We start from the raw sequence: 18059 nt of genomic DNA on the forward strand, positions 1-18059 counted from the left end.
GTAGAGTACAGATGCCGTGCGCGTCCGTCCAGACAAAGGGTGGTCAGAAACCGGATTTGTGGCTTTCAGGCCAAAGCGGCCTCGGCCGCCGCGCCAAGCCGCAACAATGCCTCTTCGCCATTTGGCGCGCCCATAAGCGAAATGCCACAGCTGGGCGTACCGGTCGGCAGAGTCAACGCGCACAACCCCATCAGGTTGCCGATACGGGTATTGCGCAGCGTCAGCAGGTTTTCGGTCACGTAATACTCCCCATCCGACAGCAGCCGCTCCATGTTCGGAGGCAGGTTCGGTGCGGTGGGGCAGAGGATTGCGTCAAATCCTGCGGTGTGGTCTTGCCAAGCAGCCCGCGCGGCGCGGAGTTTGGCCCACGCGGCGACGTAATCGGGGCCAGAAAATGTTGCGCCTGCGCGAAACCGGTCTCGGATCTGCTCATACATCAAGTCCGGGTTCGCCTCGATCGCATCACGCCATAAACCATAGGCTTCGGCGGTGTAAAGTACCCCGCTCAGCGCCATCGCATCGGTGAGTTCGGGAACGACGATCCGCTCGACCTTGGCACCGGCCCCGGCGAAACAGTTAACGGCTGCATCAAAGGCCGCACGCGGAGCATCGCGCAGATCATCCGGCGCCACGGTTTGAAGCACTCCCAGCCGCCGCCCCTTGAGCGATGCGCCCCGCAAATCTGCCGCTTGCCCCGCTTCCAGCGCCGCCAGCATCAGCGACGCATCCTCGACGGTGCGGCCCAACGGACCAATTGTATCAAATTTCAGGCACAGCGGCACGACACCCGCAAGGCTGACACGCCCGGATGTGGTTTTCAATCCGACAAGATCGTTCCACGCCGCAGGTATCCGCACCGACCCGCCGGTATCCGAGCCGATGCCGATGGCCGAAAGCCCAAAGGCCACCGATGTCGCGGCTCCGGAGGACGACCCGCCCGGCACGGCATTGGCATCGTTCGCGCAAGGTGGCGTCGCGGTCACCGGGTTATAACCCAGACCGGAAAAGGCCAGTTCGCTCATATGCGTCTTGCCAAGACAGACCGTGCCCAATGCGGAGGCGTTGCGCAGCACCTCGCAATCGGCATCCGGCACCCGGTCTTTCAACAAGGCGGATCCGGACTCGGTGGCAATGCCCGCGCTGTCGAACAGGTCTTTCCAGCTGATCGGTACGCCATCCAGCGGCGACAGCCGGCGACCGCTTTGCGCCCGTTCCTTTGCAGCCCGGGCCTCGGCCATGGCTCGATCATGGGTCACGCGGGCAAATATCCTGTCGCGCAGGGGGTGGGCGTCGATCGCATCAAGATAGGTCTGCGTCAGCGCCACGGGATCAATGTCACCGCCGGCAATGCCACGTCCAAGAGCGCCGGCGCTTTGTGTCAACCAATCCTGCATGTCGCGCTCCCTGAAGCCATCGTGGCGACCCTAGCGACAGCTCCGCGTATGGACAATCCCGCAAGCAAGGTCATATTGCCGGTCATGGAAACAGACACCGACATCATCATTGTGGGCGGCGGGCTGAATGGTCCGGCGCTGGCGCTCGCGATGGCACAGACCGGCCACCGGGTCACGGTGATCGACGCCCTGCCGACAGAGACCAGAGGAGATGCGGCCTTTGACGGACGCGGCTATGCGCTGGCGCTGGCCTCGCAGAGGTTGTTGTCGGTGATTGGCATCTGGGATCGGGTCGTCGCGGACGCGCAGCCGATGTTGGAAATCAAGGTGACGGATGGTCATGCGGGGCAAGGCCCATCGCCATTCTTCATGCATTTTGATCATGCCGAGATCGAAGAAGGCCCGATGGGATACATGGTCGAGGACCGGCATCTGCGCCCGGCATTTCTCGACGCGATGAATTCGGAACCGGGCATTGCCCAGATCAGCGGCCGCAGTGTGGTGGCGCAATCTGTCGTCGCTGCGGGCGCATCCGTAACACTGGATGACGGCGCACAGGTCACCAGTCGCATCCTGATCGGATCCGATGGTCGCAACAGCGGCACCGCGGCGCGCGCCGGGATCAAACGCACCGGATGGGACTATGGGCAGACCGCGCTGGTTTGCGCCATTGCTCATGAAAAGCCCCATGAGGGCATCGCGCATCAGTTTTTCATGCCACCGGGGCCACTTGCCATTCTCCCCCTGACCGGAAATCGCAGTTCCATCGTCTGGAGCGAGCGCGCACAGGATGCCAAACGGATCAATGCGCTGGACGACCAAGGCTATCTGGCCGCATTGCATCCCCGGTTCGGCGATTTTCTGGGAGATATTTCACTGGCCGGAGGGCGTTTTACCTATCCGTTGAATCTGACCATCGCCAACCGGTTTGTTGACGACCGCCTTGCGTTGATCGGCGATGCAGCACATGGGGTACACCCGATCGCGGGTCAGGGGCTGAATGCCGGGCTGCGTGATGTGGCGGCCCTGGCTGAGACCCTGACGATGGCAACCCGGCGCGGCGAGGACATTGGTGCGCAATCGGTCCTGGAGCGGTATCAGCAATGGCGGCGCTTTGACACAACCACGCTGGCCCTCGCGACCGATGCGTTCAACCGGCTGTTTTCAAACGACAACGCATTGCTTCGTATGGGGCGGGATCTGGGCATGGGACTGGTCAACGCCGTTCCCCGGCTGAGGCGCGGTTTCATCCGCGAAGCGGCCGGGCTGACCGGCGATCTGCCGCGCCTGATGCAAGGCAAGGCCATCTGAGCTTGGCGCTGCTCTTGTCAGAGCGGCAGTTGTCAAAAAACTGGCGCGACTCGACCTTGCTTGCCCGCACCGCGCGTCAAGTGCCTGTACGCTGAAAGAACCGCGGCTGGCGAAACACCTGGCGCAGTTGTCGTTCGACGGTGTCTGCATCACCGCTTTCGCCCTGTCGGAACGGGCGGGACAGCAATACAGCGCGAAGCGATTTTTCGCGCGCCTTCAGCCGTTGAATCTCCACCCTGATGTCGTCCAGCTCTTTCACGGGTTGGTACGTTATGGTCATCTGCCGTTCCTCTCATTGCGAGGATCACCAAAGCAGGTGAAGTCTAAGACGGAGTTAAGGGCGGCAAGAATCCCTGCCTCAATCCAGCTCTCGCGCCTCGTCCACCAGCATGATGGGGATGCCATTTCGGATCGGAAAGGCAAGACCGGCAGACTTGGAAATCAATTCCTGGTTCGCTGCATCATAGCGCAATGTGGTCTGTGTCTGCGGGCAAATCAGCGCCTCGAGCATGCGACGGTCAAACCCGGTCCCGGTTTCGGTCATTGCAACAGTTCCTTATGTTCGCCACCGCCACGCAGGGCGTATTCAATCAATGTAACCAAGGTCTCGCGGCGGGTTTCGAGGCTGCGCGCCTCGAGCAGCGCCTGTTTCTCTTCGGGCCCGAAATTCAGCAGCATCGACAGCGAATTGATCAACAGCTCATCCTCGGCCTCCTTGATCGTCTCCCAGTCCGTCGACAGTTGTTGCGTCGAAAAATACCGGTCAAGCAGATCAAGAAACCGAACACGATCAAGGCCCTCGTCGGATTCGATCGGACCAAGATCGCGATCAAACCCGTCCCAGGTGATTTCGAAACGGCGATAGGGGCAGAACCCCTCGTTTTCAACTTTGGTGCGAAAGCGCGAGACGCCGGTGAGCGTGATCATGTACCGACCATCCTCGGTTTCCGAGAATTGGGTGACACGCCCGGCACATCCGATGCTATGAACCGCGCCTTGCGAACCGGGGAGCGGATTTGGCTGCACCATGCCAATCAGGCGTTGCGGCGTTTTCAACGCATCTTCGAACATCTGCAAGTAGCGCGGCTCGAAGATGTGCAACGGCAATCTGGACCGCGGCAACAGCAGTGCCCCGGGGAGCGGGAACACGGCGAGGGTGTCCGGCAGGTCTGCGGCTCTTAACATGCAGATGACTGTAGCCTTGTTGCGACGTTAGGCAAATATCATCGAGCTGAGTTTTCGCCGCCCGTTCAGAACAACCGGATCGTTGGGTTTGAGCGCGTCGAAAATGGTAAAGAGCTGGGTCTTGGCAGCCCCGTCATTCCACTCACGGTCGCTGCGGAAAATCTCGAGCAACTGATCGACAGCCTGTTGAACATCGCCTCCCGCATGCAGGGCGAGCGCCAGGTCAAACCGTGCCTGGTGGTTGCCGGGGTCGGCTTCGACCGCAGCCGTCAACTCGGCAATCGGGCCGGCATCGGCAGCCTGGCGCGCCAGTTCGATCTGTGCATGGGCCGCTTCCAGTTCCGCGCTGTTCGAGATCTCGGCAGGGGCCCCGTTCAGGATCGCTTCTGCCTGATCCAGATCGTCCATCGCGATATGTGCCCGCACCAGCCCACCATAGGCACCAGCATGCTTTGGCTCTTCGGCAAGGATAGCGGAAAATGTCTGTGCTGCATCCACGGCAGCGCCCTCGGTCAGCATTTCTTCGGCCGCCTCGACGGCCGCGTCGAGCGATTCGCCCGGAGCCTCGCCGCCGCCCGCAGTTACGACACGGTCGACAAAGGCCTTGATTTCGGATTCCGGTTGCGCGCCTTGAAAGCCATCGACCGGTTGCCCCTTGTAGAAGGCATAGACAGTCGGGATCGACTGGATCTGCAACTGACCCGCGATCGCCTGCGCTTCATCCACGTTCACCTTGACCATCCTGACTGCGCCTTTGGCAGCAATCACCGCCTTCTCAAGTATCGGGCCAAGCGTCTTGCAGGGGCCACACCAGGGTGCCCAGAAATCGACGATGACGGGCGTCGTCTGAGAAGCTTCGACCACATCCGCCATAAAGCTGGCCTCGGTGGTGTCCTTGATCAGGTCTGCGGGCACATCCGTGCCGGTCGATAGTTCAAGCATGTCGATATCTCCCTGGAGTTTGCGCTCTATATGAAAGGTGTCGCGGCAGAAACCAAGGGGTCACGCGGGAAAATGGCGCTTCGCCTTGCCCTAAAGATCAAAAGTCGCAAAGACCGGCGCGTGATCACTGGGTTTTTCCCAGCCGCGCGCGTCCCGAAGGATGCGGCTGGAATGTCCGGCCGCGGAAATATCCGGCGTCGCCCAAACGTGATCAAGCCGCCGCCCCTTGTCTGCCGCCGACCAGTCGCGCGCCCTGTAGGACCACCAGCTGTACAATTGCCCCTCCGGAATGTCCTGGCGGGTGATATCGACCCAGCCCCCCGCATCCTGCGTCTGAGCCAGATGTTCAACTTCGATCGGGGTGTGGCTGACCACCTTCAAGAGCTTCTTGTGGCTCCAGACATCGTCTTCGCGCGGGGCGATATTGAGATCGCCGACAAGGATGGATTTGGTGGGCCTTTCGGACTGAAACCAGTCCCGCATCTCGGTCAGATAATCGAGCTTCTGGCCAAATTTCTCGTTCTTCTCGCGATCCGGGACATCCCCGCCTGCTGGAACATAGAAATTGTGGATCGTCACTCCGTTTTCCAGCCGCCCCGCGATATGACGGGCATGACCCAAGGTGGCGAAATCCTTGTCGCCGGCCTCTACCATCGGCAGGCGGGACAGGATCGCAACGCCGTTGTACCCCTTTTGCCCCCGCGCAACCATGTGGGTGTAACCAAGTGCTGCGAACCCTTCGGTCGGAATCTTGTCGACGGGCGATTTGCACTCCTGCAAACACAGCACATCGGGAGCTTCCTCCTGCAGCAGCTTGAGCACGATTGGCTCGCGCAGCCGAACCGAGTTGATGTTCCATGTGGCCAGCGAAAAACTCATATGCGGTGTCCGATCCTCAGCGATTTGCGCAAACCTAAGCGTCGCGAACAATGGTGGCCAGCACCAAATGCGCCAGGTCGGCAACCCCACGCCGGGCCACAGCGCGTTCAGGCTTGAAACAGGGATTGGAAGGTAGACAATCTACAGACATAGATCGTGTTCCCCGCCGCTCTCGGGCAAGCCCGAGACAAAAAAATGGCCGGGTGCGAAACCCGGCCAAGTCCAACAGGGAGGTTGCATGTCATTGCCCGGACATACACGGGATGGATTGATCATAGCAGTGCCACGAAAAGCAGTCTGTGATCCGCAACAATCTTTTCAACCATAACGTGTAGTATCAAATATGTAAATAATTCATGTCACGCGACCAGTCGATATCCGCCAGATTCCGTCACGAGAAGCCGGGCATTCGACGGATCCGGCTCGATTTTCTGGCGCAGACGGTAGATGTGGGTCTCGAGCGTATGGGTCGTGACGCCCGCATTATAGCCCCAAACCTCGTGCAAGAGCACTTCACGCGCCACAACGCCATCGGTTGACCGGTAAAGAAACTTGAGAATGCTGGTTTCCTTCTCGGTCAGGCGAATCTTGCGATCCTCTTCGGTGATCAGCATCTTCATCGAAGGCTTGAACGTATACGGGCCGAGCTGAAAAACCGCATCCTCGGATTGCTCGTGCTGGCGCAACTGCGCCCGGATGCGCGCCAGCAACACCGGAAACTTGAACGGTTTGCTCACATAATCATTCGCTCCTGCATCCAGACCGAGTATTGTATCCGCATCGCTGTCATGCCCGGTCAGCATCAGGATCGGTGATTTGATACCCTGCTTGCGCATGAGGCGGCACAATTCGCGCCCATCCGTGTCGGGCAAACCCACGTCTAGAATAATCAGGTCATAGAGAGCTTCCTTGCTGCGCTCCATCGCGGCCTGACCATCGCCGGCCTCGAACACATCGAAATCCTCGGTCAGGATAAGCTGTTCACTCAGCGCCTCGCGCAGATCGTCGTCATCGTCCACCAGCAAGATCTTCTTGAGTTGTGGCATCGGGCGGTTCTCCTGTCTGATCTCGGCGGTGATTCCGGCATCTGCATCGCTGGCCTCAAATGGCAGCGGCAGACTGGCCGAGAATCCGCGAATTCTGATGCCGGGATTGGCGTCTGATCTCGCTCACAGATGTGTGCAGAAACGTGAAGGGGCAAGAAATGCTGCAAATCTTCACGGTGACGTGTCCCGGATCAGAGAAATGTTTCACATTCTGTCAAACACATCAGCGGCGTACCACCTGCGCGGTATGACGCGGACTTCGTTGGGCGATGGTAGCGCAGTCAATTTCGATCCGCCAATACGGATGATATATGGGCCCCGGATTGAACCGAGGCCCGTTTTAGAGTTTCGATCAGTGGACGACCACGTCATCCGGTCTCGGGCGATCGGTGGTTCCCAACCTTTCACCGATGATGAGACCTTCCGCCCCTGACGAAACGGGAACTCTGTCCCCATCGCGGATTTCGCCGGCCAGAAGCGCTTCGGCCAATGGGTTCTGCAAGGCCCGCTGGATTACCCGCTTGAGCGGTCGTGCGCCAAACACCGGGTCATAGCCTTCATCCGCGAGCCATTTCATCGCAGAGTCGTCCAGCTCGAGCGCGATCTTGCGCGCGACAAGACGCTGTTTCAGAAGACCCAGCTGGATTTCGACGATGCCATCCATGTTCGCGCGATCCAGGCGATCAAAGATGATCGTCTCGTCCAAGCGGTTCAGGAACTCGGGGCGGAAGTGCGCCCGCACCGCATCCATCACGTCACGCTTGGCCTCGGATGCATCCGCGCCGTCGGGCAGTTGGCTGAGCGCCTGCGCCCCAAGGTTGGACGTCAGGATGATCAGCGTCTGCTTGAAGTCCACAGTGCGGCCCTGCCCATCGGTCAGGACACCATCATCAAGAACCTGCAACAGCACGTTGAACACATCCGGGTGAGCCTTTTCGACCTCGTCGAACAGAACCACCTGATAAGGACGTCGCCGTACCGCTTCGGTCAGAACACCGCCCTCGTCATAGCCGACATAGCCCGGAGGAGCACCGATCAGACGCGCGACACTGTGCTTTTCCATGAACTCGGACATGTCGATGCGGACCATCGCACTGTCGTCGTCAAACAGGAATTCCGCCAACGCCTTGGTCAACTCGGTCTTACCGACACCAGTCGGGCCAAGGAACAGAAAACTGCCGAGCGGGCGGTTCTCGTCCTGCAGTCCGGCCCGTGCACGACGCACAGCGTTGGATACAGCACGGACAGCCGTATCTTGTCCGATCACCCGCTTGTGCAACCCGTCTTCCATGCGCAGCAGCTTTTCCCGCTCGCCTTCCAGCATCTTATTCACCGGAATGCCGGTCCAGCGTTCGACCACCGAGGCGATCTGTTCCGGGCGCACCTTTTCCTCGACCATGACGCCGTTGGCTTCGCTCTCCTCGGCCTGCTTCAGCTTTTTCTCAAGCTCCGGGATCACGCCGTAAGACAGCTCACCCGCCTTGGCTAGATTGCCTTCACGCTTGGCGATGTCCAACTCGGCACGCGCCTGTTCAAGATGCTCCTTGAGATCGCGGGCACCCGCCAGCTTGTCGCGTTCGGCCTGCCATTGTGCGGTCATCTCGGCGGATTTTTCCTGCAACTCGGCCAGGTCCTTTTGCAGGATTTCCAGACGGTCCTTGCTGGCGGTATCGTCCTCAAGCTTGAGCGCCTGTTCCTCGATCTGCAACTGCAGGATCTGGCGATCCAGCTGGTCCAGTTCCTCGGGCTTGGAATCGACCTCCATCCGCAACCGGCTGGCAGCTTCGTCCATCAGGTCGATTGCCTTGTCCGGCAGGAAACGGTCGGTGATGTAGCGATGCGACAGGGTTGCGGCCGCCACAAGCGCCGCGTCCGAAATATCGACCCCGTGGTGCACCTCGTACTTTTCCTTGATGCCCCGCAGAATGCTGATCGTGTCCTCGACCGTGGGTTCTTGTATCAGGACAGGCTGAAAACGACGGGCCAGCGCCGCGTCCTTTTCCACGTACTTGCGGTATTCGTCCAGCGTTGTCGCACCGATGCAATGCAATTCGCCTCGCGCCAGTGCAGGTTTGATCAGGTTCGCCGCGTCCATTGCGCCATCGGATTTGCCCGCGCCAACCAGCGTGTGCATTTCGTCGATGAACAGGATGATTTCGCCCGCGGCCTCGGTGACCTCGGTGAGAACAGCCTTGAGCCGTTCCTCGAATTCGCCGCGATACTTGGCACCGGCAATCAGCGCGCCCATGTCAAGCGCCAACAGCTTCTTGTCACGCAGAGATTCCGGCACGTCGCCATTGATGATGCGCAGCGCCATGCCTTCGGCGATTGCGGTCTTACCCACGCCGGGTTCCCCGATCAGAACCGGATTGTTCTTGGTCCGGCGGCTGAGAACCTGCATCGCGCGGCGAATTTCTTCATCGCGACCGATGATCGGGTCGATCTTGCCTTCGCGCGCCGCTTCGGTCAGATCACGCGCGTACTTCTTGAGCGCGTCATAGCCTTCTTCGGCAGTGGCGCTGTCGGCGGTGCGTCCCTTGCGTATGTCGTTGATCGCCTCGTTCAGTTTCTGGGCCGTGACGTCGCCTGCATCGAGGGCCTCCTTGGCCTTGGACTTGACCATGCACAGCGCCATCAGCATCCGCTCTACGGGAACAAAGCTGTCGCCGGCCTTGGTGGCGATTGCTTCGGCCTCGACCAACACCTTTCCGGTGGTGCCGTCCATGTAAATCTGGCTCGCATCGCCACTGACCTGCGGGATTTTCGAAACCGCCGTTTCCACAGCCTCGACCACACGCGCAGGGTTGCCACCAGACCGTGTGATCAGGTTGCTTGCCAGCCCCTGATCGTCATCCATCAATGCCTTGAGAATATGCTCCGGCGCCAGCCTCTGATGCCCCTCGCGCAATGCGATCGTCTGCGCAGCCTGCACGAATCCGCGCGCACGCTCGGTGAACTTGTTCAAGTCCATCTTTCTCTCCTTTTCAAAGCGCCCGTGTGTGCGACGCCTGCCAGGCAGCACGTCATCGATTGGGCCTCGCAATAAATTTGGGAATTGAACTGCGATTTCGCAAGAGGTTTGATGTCGGTTTTTGAATCGAATTCCAGAGACCAAGCGTACCAGCGGACGCGGAATCTGCACCCTGTGCCCGGCCGCGGCAGATGGGCCGTTAAACCTCTCTGGTCCCGCTCATGAGGCTATGCAATGATCTGAAGATGGACATGCTGAAGCGCCCGGCGTCGCAGATCGGGGGTGTCACCACGTACCCGCTCGGCGACATATTCGCGATGGTAAAGGCCACCGGAGTAACGATGGCCCTATTTTCCGAGTTGTTCTAGCAACGATGCGCCGTTCAGGTGGATATCCTTTTGACTTTACCGCGGTCGCGAGGAGGACTAGAAGCCTCAGGATTTCAAAGCCTCGGGGTACACATGTCCGATGACCGCCTGATCGTTGCTCTTGACGTTCCCACTGCCTTGCAGGGCCTGGAGTTGACCCAGCAGATTGGCGATGCCGTCAACTTCTACAAGATCGGGCTGGGGATGCTGACCGGCGGTGGGCTGGCGCTGGCCAACGAACTGAAACAGGAACATGGCAAGCGCATCTTTCTGGACATGAAGCTGTTTGACATCGGCGCAACGGTAGAAGCCGCCGTTCGCGGGCTGGCGCAATATGATCTGGATTTCCTGACGGTGCACGGCGACCCGCACGTGGTTCGGGCCGCCAAAGAGGGTGCAGCGGGCAGTGATCTGAAAATTCTGGGCGTGACGATTTTGACCTCGCTTGACCGTGCTGATCTGGACGCCGGGATGATTGTTGCAGGCGCCGTTCCCGAATTGGTGGTCGAGCGCGCGGCGCGCGCGCTGGACGCCGGGGCCGATGGTGTCATCGCGAGTCCGCGGGAGGCCGCCGCAATCCGCGCATTGCCCCAGGCCGAAGGCCGGCTGATCGTGACCCCCGGCGTCCGCCCGACCGGAACAGCACTGGGGGATCAGAAGCGGGTGGCGACACCGGCAACGGCAATCGCGGACGGAGCCGATCATATCGTCGTTGGCCGCCCGGTCTGGACGTCCGAGGATCCAAGGGCAGCCGCAACGGCGATCCTCGCAGAGATGGGCAGCCCACAGGCGATCCTTCCCAACCGGGAATAGGTGATTTATCCGCCTGTGCCCCCAAAAGCACATCCTGAAGGTGTATTTAGCAGGTCCGGTATTCCTGACTTTCAATTTTGGGGATTATGGGTGACGCTAGGTCAACGGATACTCCCCAACGAACCTTTTCTTCCTGTGGTTCGTTACCTCCCCCCGCCTCAGCAGCGGGGGGTCTTTCCATGAATCGCCTGCTTTCCTGAGCTTTCGGCCAGGTAGGTGCGCAGTTGAGCGGCGAAATGCGGCACGGCCAGCCGATGATCGCAGTATTCTTCAGGCGGCATCAGGCTCCACCCCTGCCCTTCGTTCCCAAATATTATCTGGTGCTGCAGGTGCCGTGGCCGGTGTGCCGCGAAGAACCACATCGTCCCGAGCGGTCGTTCATAGTGCCGTGCCCAGACCAGATCCCGCTCCTGCAAGGTTAGCCCGACCTCTTCATGGGTCTCGCGCAGCGCGCATTGCGCAGCGGTCTCCGCGCCTTCGCGACCGCCACCGGGCAGGTCCCAGTAATCCGGCCAAGGAATATCCGGCCGATCATCCCGGCGGATCACCAACAGGTCATTGCCCAGAAACAGGGCCAACTTTGCACCAGAAAACTCCATGATTCGGGTGTTGTCTCCGAAAATTGCGCTGACGCCCGAAAGCGTCCTGCTGTACCATGCACCGATATAGTAACGAATTGTGAAACGGATACCGCATCCATGCCATCACTCTGCCGGGATTGCCTGCACCAGATGCAAAGCGACGCCACCCGCTGTGCACGCTGCGGCGGTCCACGCATGCTGCGGCACCCGGAACTCTTTGACCTTTCTATCGCCCATATGGATTGCGATGCGTTCTATGCTTCGGTAGAAAAACGCGACAACCCCGAATTGGCGGACAAGCCGGTGATCATCGGAGGCGGCCGCCGGGGAGTCGTATCAACGGCCTGCTATGTCGCCCGGATACGCGGTGTGCATTCGGCGATGCCGATGTTTCAGGCGCTCAAACTGTGCCCGGACGCGGTGATCATCAAACCCCGGATGAATGCCTATGTAGAGGCCAGCCGCCAGATTCGCGCGATGATGGAAGAACTGACCCCGGCCATTCAGCCTCTGTCGCTGGACGAGGCATTCCTCGACCTCGGCGGCACGGCCCGTCTGCACGGCGCGCCCCCTGCCGTCATGCTCGCGCGATTGACCAAGCGCATGAAAGACGAGATCGGGCTGACTGGGTCGATCGGTTTGTCGCACAACAAGTTCCTGGCCAAGGTTGCCTCGGATCTCGACAAGCCGCGCGGCTTCTCGGTGATCGGCAAGGCCGAAACCGCTGCGTTCCTGCATGACAAACCGGTTCGCCTGATCTGGGGCATCGGCCCCGCGGCACAGGCGTCGCTCGACAAGGCCGGGATCCGGACGTTCTCCGATTTGCTGCGGTGGGACCGCACGGCACTGTCGGCCCGGTTCGGCGCGATGGGGGAGCGGCTGTGGCACCTCGCCAGAGGACAGGACCGACGCCGGGTCTCCGCGCATGAACCGGTCAAATCGATCAGCAACGAAACGACGTTCTTTGAAGACACCGGCAATCCGGACCTGCTGGACGGCCACCTGTGGCGCATGGCCGAAAAGGTGTCTGACCGCGCCAAGGCAAAGCGTATTGCAGGGCGGGTGGTGATGCTCAAGCTGAAGCGATCCGATCACCGCAGCCTAACCCGCCGGCAGGCCCTGCGCGACGCGACACAGATGGCCGACACAATCTATCGAACCGCGCGGGCGCTGTTTGATCAGGCGTCGGATCAGGGCCCGTTCCGGCTCTTGGGGTGCGGGCTAAGCGATCTGGTTCCCGAGACCGAGGCCGACAAGTCGGGCGATCTGCTGGATCCTGGGGCGAGACAGCGCAGCGGTGCCGAACGCGCTACCGATGCGATCCGCGAGAAGTTCGGAGCCGACGCGATCAGGAAAGGGCGGTCGCTACGCTGAAATCTGGCGACCGCATTGCCCGAGACCGTTTCGCGTTTGACCTGAATCGCCGAACGCTCTAATCAGAAACCCATAGGGGTGCACGACCGTCGATACCCCGAATGGGCTGATCCTCAAGCTGCCTCAGCCCGGCAAGCATGGGTGCGCTGACGCCGGATTCAACCTGAATCCGGGCATGCATCGCCTCACTCATCACCAATTGCACAGAAAGTTCGCGGCTCATCGCCTCGAGCCGGCTTGCAATATTGACGGTGTTGCCGACCACCGCGAATTCAAGCCGGTTCGCGCCCACATCACCCAACACGACCGGCCCAAAGTGCAGACCAAAGCTGACCTGAATGGGCGGCTCGCCCTGCGCCGCGCGTTCGCCGTTCCACCTGTCGACCGCCTCCATCATCCGTTTGGCGCATTCGAGAGCGTTGCTGGCATCGCGCTCGCCCGGCATCGGCGTGCCAAAGGTGGCCATGAGCCCGTCGCCCAGATACTTGTCCAGCGTCCCCTGGTGGCGGAACACCTCGGTCTCCATCCGCGCATGAAACGCGCGCAGGGTCTCGATCAACTGTTGGGGCAAGCGTGTGGCGGCATAGGCGGTGAACCCGACGATGTCGACGAACAGAACCGCGACGTCATGGCTTCGTATCTCTTTGAGAGGGTCGTCGTTATGTGACAGTTCTTCGACCACGTTTGGCGAAAAGTATCGTGACAGGTTGGTTCTCTCTCGCTCAAGCACAGCGTTGTCCAGAAGCAGCCGATTGAACCGACGCACCGACAGGGCCAGCGTGAAGGCGACGATGAGGAACAGGATGATTTCCTGTACACGCAAGCCAAAATCGATGTTGTTCGGGTCCAGCATCTGCGCCATCTTTTGATCCTGTCCAAACGCGGTCTGCGCAGCTTCGGTCAGCGCGGGATCGGTCTTGCCGAACCACCAGACCAGTCCGAGCGCAATCAGCCACATCGCCGCCGTCCAGTTGCCGATGGCCATGATCGTCCGCCATGAATAGGCGAGCGTACCAGCCGCGAGGATGACAAAGAAATAGCTGAACGCGCCAAACCTATAGGTCATCGCAGCCGGCCATCCGCTTTGATCAAGCGGGTTCGGCAAAGCCAGGACAACCGTTGTCAGCGACAGTTCGACGAACAGCAGGACAAGTTCGTTGCCCGACCGCCCAACACGACCGATCCGCCGCTGCGCCCAGCCGATAAGCGCCAGCGCCGCAAGCAAGAGTTCGTAGTAGATCATCTCGAAACTGAAATTCAGCATGGGCAGCAGGACAGCGATGACCGCAAGGGCCACCCAACGCGCCCGAACCGCGAGTTCGAGCCCTTCGCGCTTGTGCCGCTCCAGTGTCGCCTCGGTAAAGCGATTGGCTGCGATCTCGGCATGAGTCGCGCCGGCCGGCAGATCGGCATCGCCGAAATTCGGCAGGCTTGGGTCAGTGGCTGTCATGACAGGACTCACTCCGATTGGTGCCGGGCCATGCTAGAGCGTTTCCGGTTCAAGTGGTAACACCATGATCTGATGGATCGCCAAACGAAAAGAGCCCCGCCGTGAGGCGGGGCAAGTTTGGTGCCCCATGACAGGCCACAGGCACCGGCGGTAGCTCTGAATTTCGGTGGATCAGTTCTGCATTTCGGCCCTGATCTGCTGGCGCAGCACATCGATTGGCACCGTCTTGCCATCGCGTTTGAAGCACCAATAGGTCCAGCCATTGCAACTTGGCGCGCCTTCCAGCGCCGCGCCGACCTGATGAATCGATCCCTTCACATCACCCCCGATCAGGGTGCCATCGGCACGAACCTTGACCTTGTGGCGCTTGTTCATGGAAAACAGTTCTTCTCCCGGGCGCAACATGCCTCGCTCGACAAGCTGCCCGAAAGGAACGCGGGGTTCGGCGCGTTTGCTGATGCTGACCTGCAAGGCCTCCCGGTCGAATTTGCGAACCTTCGAAATACGCTTCTCGGCAACCCTGCGGTAAGCGGCTTCGCGTTCGATCCCGATGAAATCGCGGCCCAGCATCTTGGCCACGGCGCCGGTGGTGCCGGTGCCGAAGAACGGGTCAAGCACCACGTCACCGGGCTTGGTCGATCCGACAAGCACCCTGTGCAGCAGGCTTTCGGGCTTTTGTGTCGGATGCGCCTTGTCGCCGTTGTCATCCTTGAGCCGCTCGTGCCCGGTACAGATCGGCAGAACCCAGTCACTGCGCATCTGGATGCCTTCGTTCAGCGATTTCAGCGCCTCGTAGTTGAACGTGTATTTCGCACCCTCGTCACGGCTCGCCCAGATCATCGTCTCATGCGCGTTGGTAAAGCGTTTGCCGCGGAAATTCGGCATGGGGTTGGATTTACGCCAGACCACATCATTCAGGATCCAATAGCCCGCATCCTGCAATGCGGCCCCGACGCGAAAGATGTTGTGATAGCTTCCGATCACCCAGATCGCGCCATTCGGCTTCAGGATGCGGCGCGCTGCCGCGAGCCAGTCACGCGTGAACTTGTCGTAGGCGGCAAAGGACGAAAACTGATCCCAATGATCATCAACCGCATCAACCTGGCTGTTGTCCGGGCGATGAAGGTCGCCGCGAAGCTGAAGGTTGTAGGGCGGGTCGGCAAATATCAGATCAACAGACGCCTCAGGCAGGCTGTTCATCGCCTCGACGCAATCGCCATCCAGGATCGTGTTCAGTGGGAGCGCCGCCGCGCCCCTGGTTTCGGTCTTGGTCATTGTCTGCCTCTGTCCGTGGCGCTTTGTGCGCTCTGTGGTTGAGGCAAGGATGAGTCAAAGGCGAATCGCCGTCAATTTCTTTTTTTGAATCAGTGGCTTATAGATTTATCTTGATACAATATATTGTATACGGGCTTGAAGGAACGTCTATGGTGTGGGGTGACACCAAGATTTTGAAGCGCCTCTCTGTGTCTTTTCGACGGGTATCCGGCATTGGTCTCCCAGCCATAGCCCGGATGCTGTTGCGCCAAATCCACCATGATGCGATCGCGCGATATTTTGGCAACTATCGACGCGGCGGCAATCGACAGCGAACGGGCATCGCCCTTGATCACCGCCGCTGCCGGAATGGCCAGTCCAAGGGGGATCATATTGCCGTCAATCAACAGGAAATCAGGCACCTGAGACAGCCCGGCAACCGCTCGCTCCATCGCGAGATGACTGGCACGCAGAATGTTGAACCTGTCAATTTCTTCGACGCTGGCATGGGCGATGCTGACGTCGGCAACGCGGTGCAATTCAATGTCGAGCGCGGCGCGGATCTTGGCCGAGAGCTTCTTGGAATCGTTCAGTCCCGGTGGAACGGCCGCCAGATCCAAAACCACCGCCGCCGCCGTGACCGGCCCGGCGAGCGGGCCGCGCCCGACCTCGTCGACGCCCGCGATACGAAGGTGGCCACGCTTACGCGCGGCCTGTTCCAGACTGTCATCAGGTGTGCTCATGAGGATGTGCTGACCCGATCGCCCTTGTTTTGCAAGCGGAAAGCCACTGCGCCGCCCCGTGAAACAGAGCAGCGAAACGGGCTGCTCTTTCTCTAGGGCGGCGCGGATATCACTTGTTGACGATCCGGTAACCACGTTCGCGCAGGCAAAGGGGCTCGTAGCCGGTGCGGCTGAAGTTGCCCCCGTCAAAGCGCAAACGGCAGGCCTGGGGCAGTTGCGCCGTGTAGCGATAGTTGCTCTGCAGGCATTGCAGACCTAGCAGCCGCGACGGACCGCCGTGAAGCTTGTGATTGCGCAGACATTTGCCTGGCAGATTATAGCGCGCCGCCCGTTGCGGCAGCGGGCGCGGGCGAACCGAGTGATTGATCGGCGGTGGCGCGACATGGGAGACTGTCGGGGCATCATCTTTGTCGCGGGCCCTGTGAATGGCGAGGCCCAGGATGGCGAGGGCGGCGAAGCCAGCAAGCGCACGGGCGGTGTCGTTGTCATCGGCGCGGGCCGGCATTGCCGACAGGCTGGTGATGCAAATGGCGGTGGAAACGATCAGGGCGATGAATTTGCGATGCATGGGTCGGGTCCTTTCAAGTGATGGTCCGTTGGCCCGATCTGAATGATCAGGCGATGACCCGACGGTCGGCCAAGAGCGGCAAGACAGGCAATATCAGCCGGTTGATATCGAATATCACTGCGCCAAACGCCTGTGGTTATTGAATATCCGCCCGCGTCGTCGCATCGTGCCGCCATGAAACATCTTGCTCATATTCTTGCGCTTGGCCTGCTCCTGGCCGTTCCGGGAACAGCCCGCGCCGCTGACTGCTTTGCCGACTATAAGGCAAAACAGGACAGCCCTCTCCGCCTGCATTACGGCGTCATGCAACTGTCCGGTGCCTGTTCCAAGGGGCCGGCCAAATCCGAACTCACCGCACGGCTGGACCAGAACGGCTGGACGCTGCTGAATGTACTGTCGGTGTTCGGCCCCGACGGGCTTGAGGAAAGGAAGGCCAATGCCGGACCCTACTATCTCCGTTTCTGAGGCACGCCGATCCGGCACACGGATCGTAACATTTGGCATCACGACAATTGTGGTCGTCCTGGTCATCGCCGGGGCGTTTTTGTTCCTTACACTGCCCGATGCCAATGCCTTTGACGCGCGGGTCGAACGGCTCTTTGTGGAAAACGATCTGACCACGCAGGCAGAAATCAAACTGCTGGAAATTCTTGCCCAATCCGGCACGGCATTTTCCGACACGCTGGCCAGCTATCGCATGGTGATTTTCGTGTTGCTGGTCTTTGCCACGGCGCTGTTGATCGCGGCACTGGTGTTCCTGGTGATGCTGGTCACCTTGAACCGGCGCATGGCACAGATCGAACGGACCGGGATTCAGGTGAACTCCCTGCTGATCAGCCGCGAAGAGAACACGGTCTACCTGAACAATCTCGACTTCAAGCTGACCGCAGCAGCGATGGAAACGCTGGCGGTACTGGCAGAGGCACGTCTGGATGATGACGTCCTGTCCGGCGCCGAGATCGAGGCTGTGATTTCCGGGCGCGAGGCCGCCGATTGTGACGAGGCAGCGGGTGCGACGCGAATCAAGCGGCTACGTGATACGCTGGGCAACCAGATGGTCAGCGCCTTGTTGGTCAAGAACATCACGAAGCGTGGCTATATGCTATCCATAGAAAAGGACGTGATCCAGATGATCTGAGACGCGCGGGCGGATCCCCGTACCTTCAGGTCCGGGTGATGC

At 60.1% G+C, this 18059-nt stretch carries 19 protein-coding genes; 6 read left to right on the top strand and 13 right to left on the bottom strand.

Annotated elements, in window-relative coordinates; all coding sequences use genetic code 11:
- Nucleotides 1-65 precede the first annotated feature (65 nt).
- Entirely contained in the window at nt 66-1394 is a 1329-nt protein-coding gene (locus tag QO231_RS14795; protein ID WP_316777866.1) for an amidase, read from the bottom strand.
- 84 nt (nt 1395-1478) lie between these two features.
- Here QO231_RS14795 and QO231_RS14800 point away from each other — a divergent pair, with 84 nt between their 5' ends.
- A complete protein-coding gene (locus QO231_RS14800; RefSeq protein WP_316777868.1) occupies nt 1479-2705 on the top strand; it encodes an FAD-dependent monooxygenase in 1227 nt (408 codons plus the stop codon).
- 76 nt (nt 2706-2781) lie between these two features.
- Here the strand turns inward: QO231_RS14800 and QO231_RS14805 are convergent, their stop codons facing one another.
- The 7 genes from QO231_RS14805 to clpB form a co-directional block, all read right to left on the bottom strand.
- Nucleotides 2782-2985: a hypothetical protein gene (locus QO231_RS14805; RefSeq protein WP_316777871.1), complete on the bottom strand. Its 204-nt coding sequence runs from the start codon at nt 2983-2985 to the stop codon at nt 2782-2784.
- Between the two features lie 78 nt (nt 2986-3063).
- Complete coding sequence (locus tag QO231_RS14810) at nt 3064-3249, bottom strand: Trm112 family protein (protein WP_316777873.1); 186 nt, start codon at nt 3247-3249, stop codon at nt 3064-3066.
- The gene (locus QO231_RS14815; protein ID WP_316777875.1) at nt 3246-3890 is read right to left on the bottom strand and encodes an LON peptidase substrate-binding domain-containing protein; all 645 of its coding nucleotides are present in this window, start codon (nt 3888-3890) and stop codon (nt 3246-3248) included. The genes QO231_RS14810 and QO231_RS14815 overlap by 4 nt, the downstream gene beginning before the upstream one ends.
- 27 nt (nt 3891-3917) lie before the next feature.
- On the bottom strand, nt 3918-4832 hold the full coding sequence (gene trxA, locus QO231_RS14820; protein ID WP_316777878.1) for a thioredoxin: 915 nt from the start codon (nt 4830-4832) through the stop codon (nt 3918-3920).
- Nucleotides 4833-4922: 90 nt separating this feature from the next.
- Nucleotides 4923-5711: an exodeoxyribonuclease III gene (locus QO231_RS14825; protein WP_316777881.1), complete on the bottom strand. Its 789-nt coding sequence runs from the start codon at nt 5709-5711 to the stop codon at nt 4923-4925.
- Between the two features lie 359 nt (nt 5712-6070).
- Nucleotides 6071-6757, bottom strand: a complete 687-nt coding sequence (locus QO231_RS14830; RefSeq protein ID WP_316777884.1) for a response regulator transcription factor — start codon at nt 6755-6757, stop codon at nt 6071-6073.
- A gap of 352 nt (nt 6758-7109) precedes the next feature.
- A complete protein-coding gene (gene clpB, locus QO231_RS14835) occupies nt 7110-9728 on the bottom strand; it encodes an ATP-dependent chaperone ClpB (protein WP_316777887.1) in 2619 nt (872 codons plus the stop codon).
- 245 nt (nt 9729-9973) lie between these two features.
- On the opposite strand from clpB, the gene QO231_RS14840 reads away from it, so the two are divergent.
- Nucleotides 9974-10096: a hypothetical protein gene (locus QO231_RS14840; protein WP_316777890.1), complete on the top strand. Its 123-nt coding sequence runs from the start codon at nt 9974-9976 to the stop codon at nt 10094-10096.
- Nucleotides 10097-10189: 93 nt separating this feature from the next.
- The gene (gene pyrF / locus QO231_RS14845) at nt 10190-10909 is read left to right on the top strand and encodes an orotidine-5'-phosphate decarboxylase (RefSeq protein ID WP_316777893.1); all 720 of its coding nucleotides are present in this window, start codon (nt 10190-10192) and stop codon (nt 10907-10909) included.
- Between the two features lie 158 nt (nt 10910-11067).
- Here pyrF and QO231_RS14850 read toward each other — a convergent pair whose 3' ends face one another.
- A complete protein-coding gene (locus QO231_RS14850) occupies nt 11068-11508 on the bottom strand; it encodes an NUDIX hydrolase (RefSeq protein ID WP_316777896.1) in 441 nt (146 codons plus the stop codon).
- 99 nt (nt 11509-11607) lie between these two features.
- Between QO231_RS14850 and QO231_RS14855 the strand changes: the two genes are divergently transcribed.
- Nucleotides 11608-12864, top strand: a complete 1257-nt coding sequence (locus tag QO231_RS14855; RefSeq protein WP_316777899.1) for a DNA polymerase IV — start codon at nt 11608-11610, stop codon at nt 12862-12864.
- Nucleotides 12865-12922: 58 nt separating this feature from the next.
- On the opposite strand, the gene QO231_RS14860 is transcribed toward QO231_RS14855, so the two are convergent.
- The 4 genes from QO231_RS14860 to QO231_RS14875 all read right to left on the bottom strand — a co-directional run bounded on the left by QO231_RS14860 (nt 12923) and on the right by QO231_RS14875 (nt 16879).
- Nucleotides 12923-14314, bottom strand: a complete 1392-nt coding sequence (locus QO231_RS14860; protein ID WP_316777902.1) for an adenylate/guanylate cyclase domain-containing protein — start codon at nt 14312-14314, stop codon at nt 12923-12925.
- Nucleotides 14315-14485: 171 nt separating this feature from the next.
- Entirely contained in the window at nt 14486-15589 is a 1104-nt protein-coding gene (locus QO231_RS14865) for a site-specific DNA-methyltransferase (protein WP_316777905.1), read from the bottom strand.
- 89 nt (nt 15590-15678) lie between these two features.
- Complete coding sequence (locus QO231_RS14870) at nt 15679-16311, bottom strand: ribonuclease HII (RefSeq protein ID WP_316777908.1); 633 nt, start codon at nt 16309-16311, stop codon at nt 15679-15681.
- A 109-nt stretch (nt 16312-16420) separates the two neighbouring features.
- A complete protein-coding gene (locus QO231_RS14875) occupies nt 16421-16879 on the bottom strand; it encodes a hypothetical protein (protein WP_316777911.1) in 459 nt (152 codons plus the stop codon).
- 174 nt (nt 16880-17053) lie between these two features.
- Between QO231_RS14875 and QO231_RS14880 the strand changes: the two genes are divergently transcribed.
- The gene (locus QO231_RS14880; RefSeq protein ID WP_316777914.1) at nt 17054-17344 is read left to right on the top strand and encodes a hypothetical protein; all 291 of its coding nucleotides are present in this window, start codon (nt 17054-17056) and stop codon (nt 17342-17344) included.
- Nucleotides 17316-18017: a winged helix-turn-helix domain-containing protein gene (locus QO231_RS14885; protein ID WP_316777917.1), complete on the top strand. Its 702-nt coding sequence runs from the start codon at nt 17316-17318 to the stop codon at nt 18015-18017. Before QO231_RS14880 ends, QO231_RS14885 begins: the two co-directional genes overlap by 29 nt.
- Nucleotides 18018-18059 lie beyond the last annotated feature (42 nt).

The organism is Sedimentitalea todarodis (assembly GCF_032595355.1).
In the GTDB taxonomy this organism is placed as follows: domain Bacteria; phylum Pseudomonadota; class Alphaproteobacteria; order Rhodobacterales; family Rhodobacteraceae; genus Sedimentitalea; species Sedimentitalea todarodis.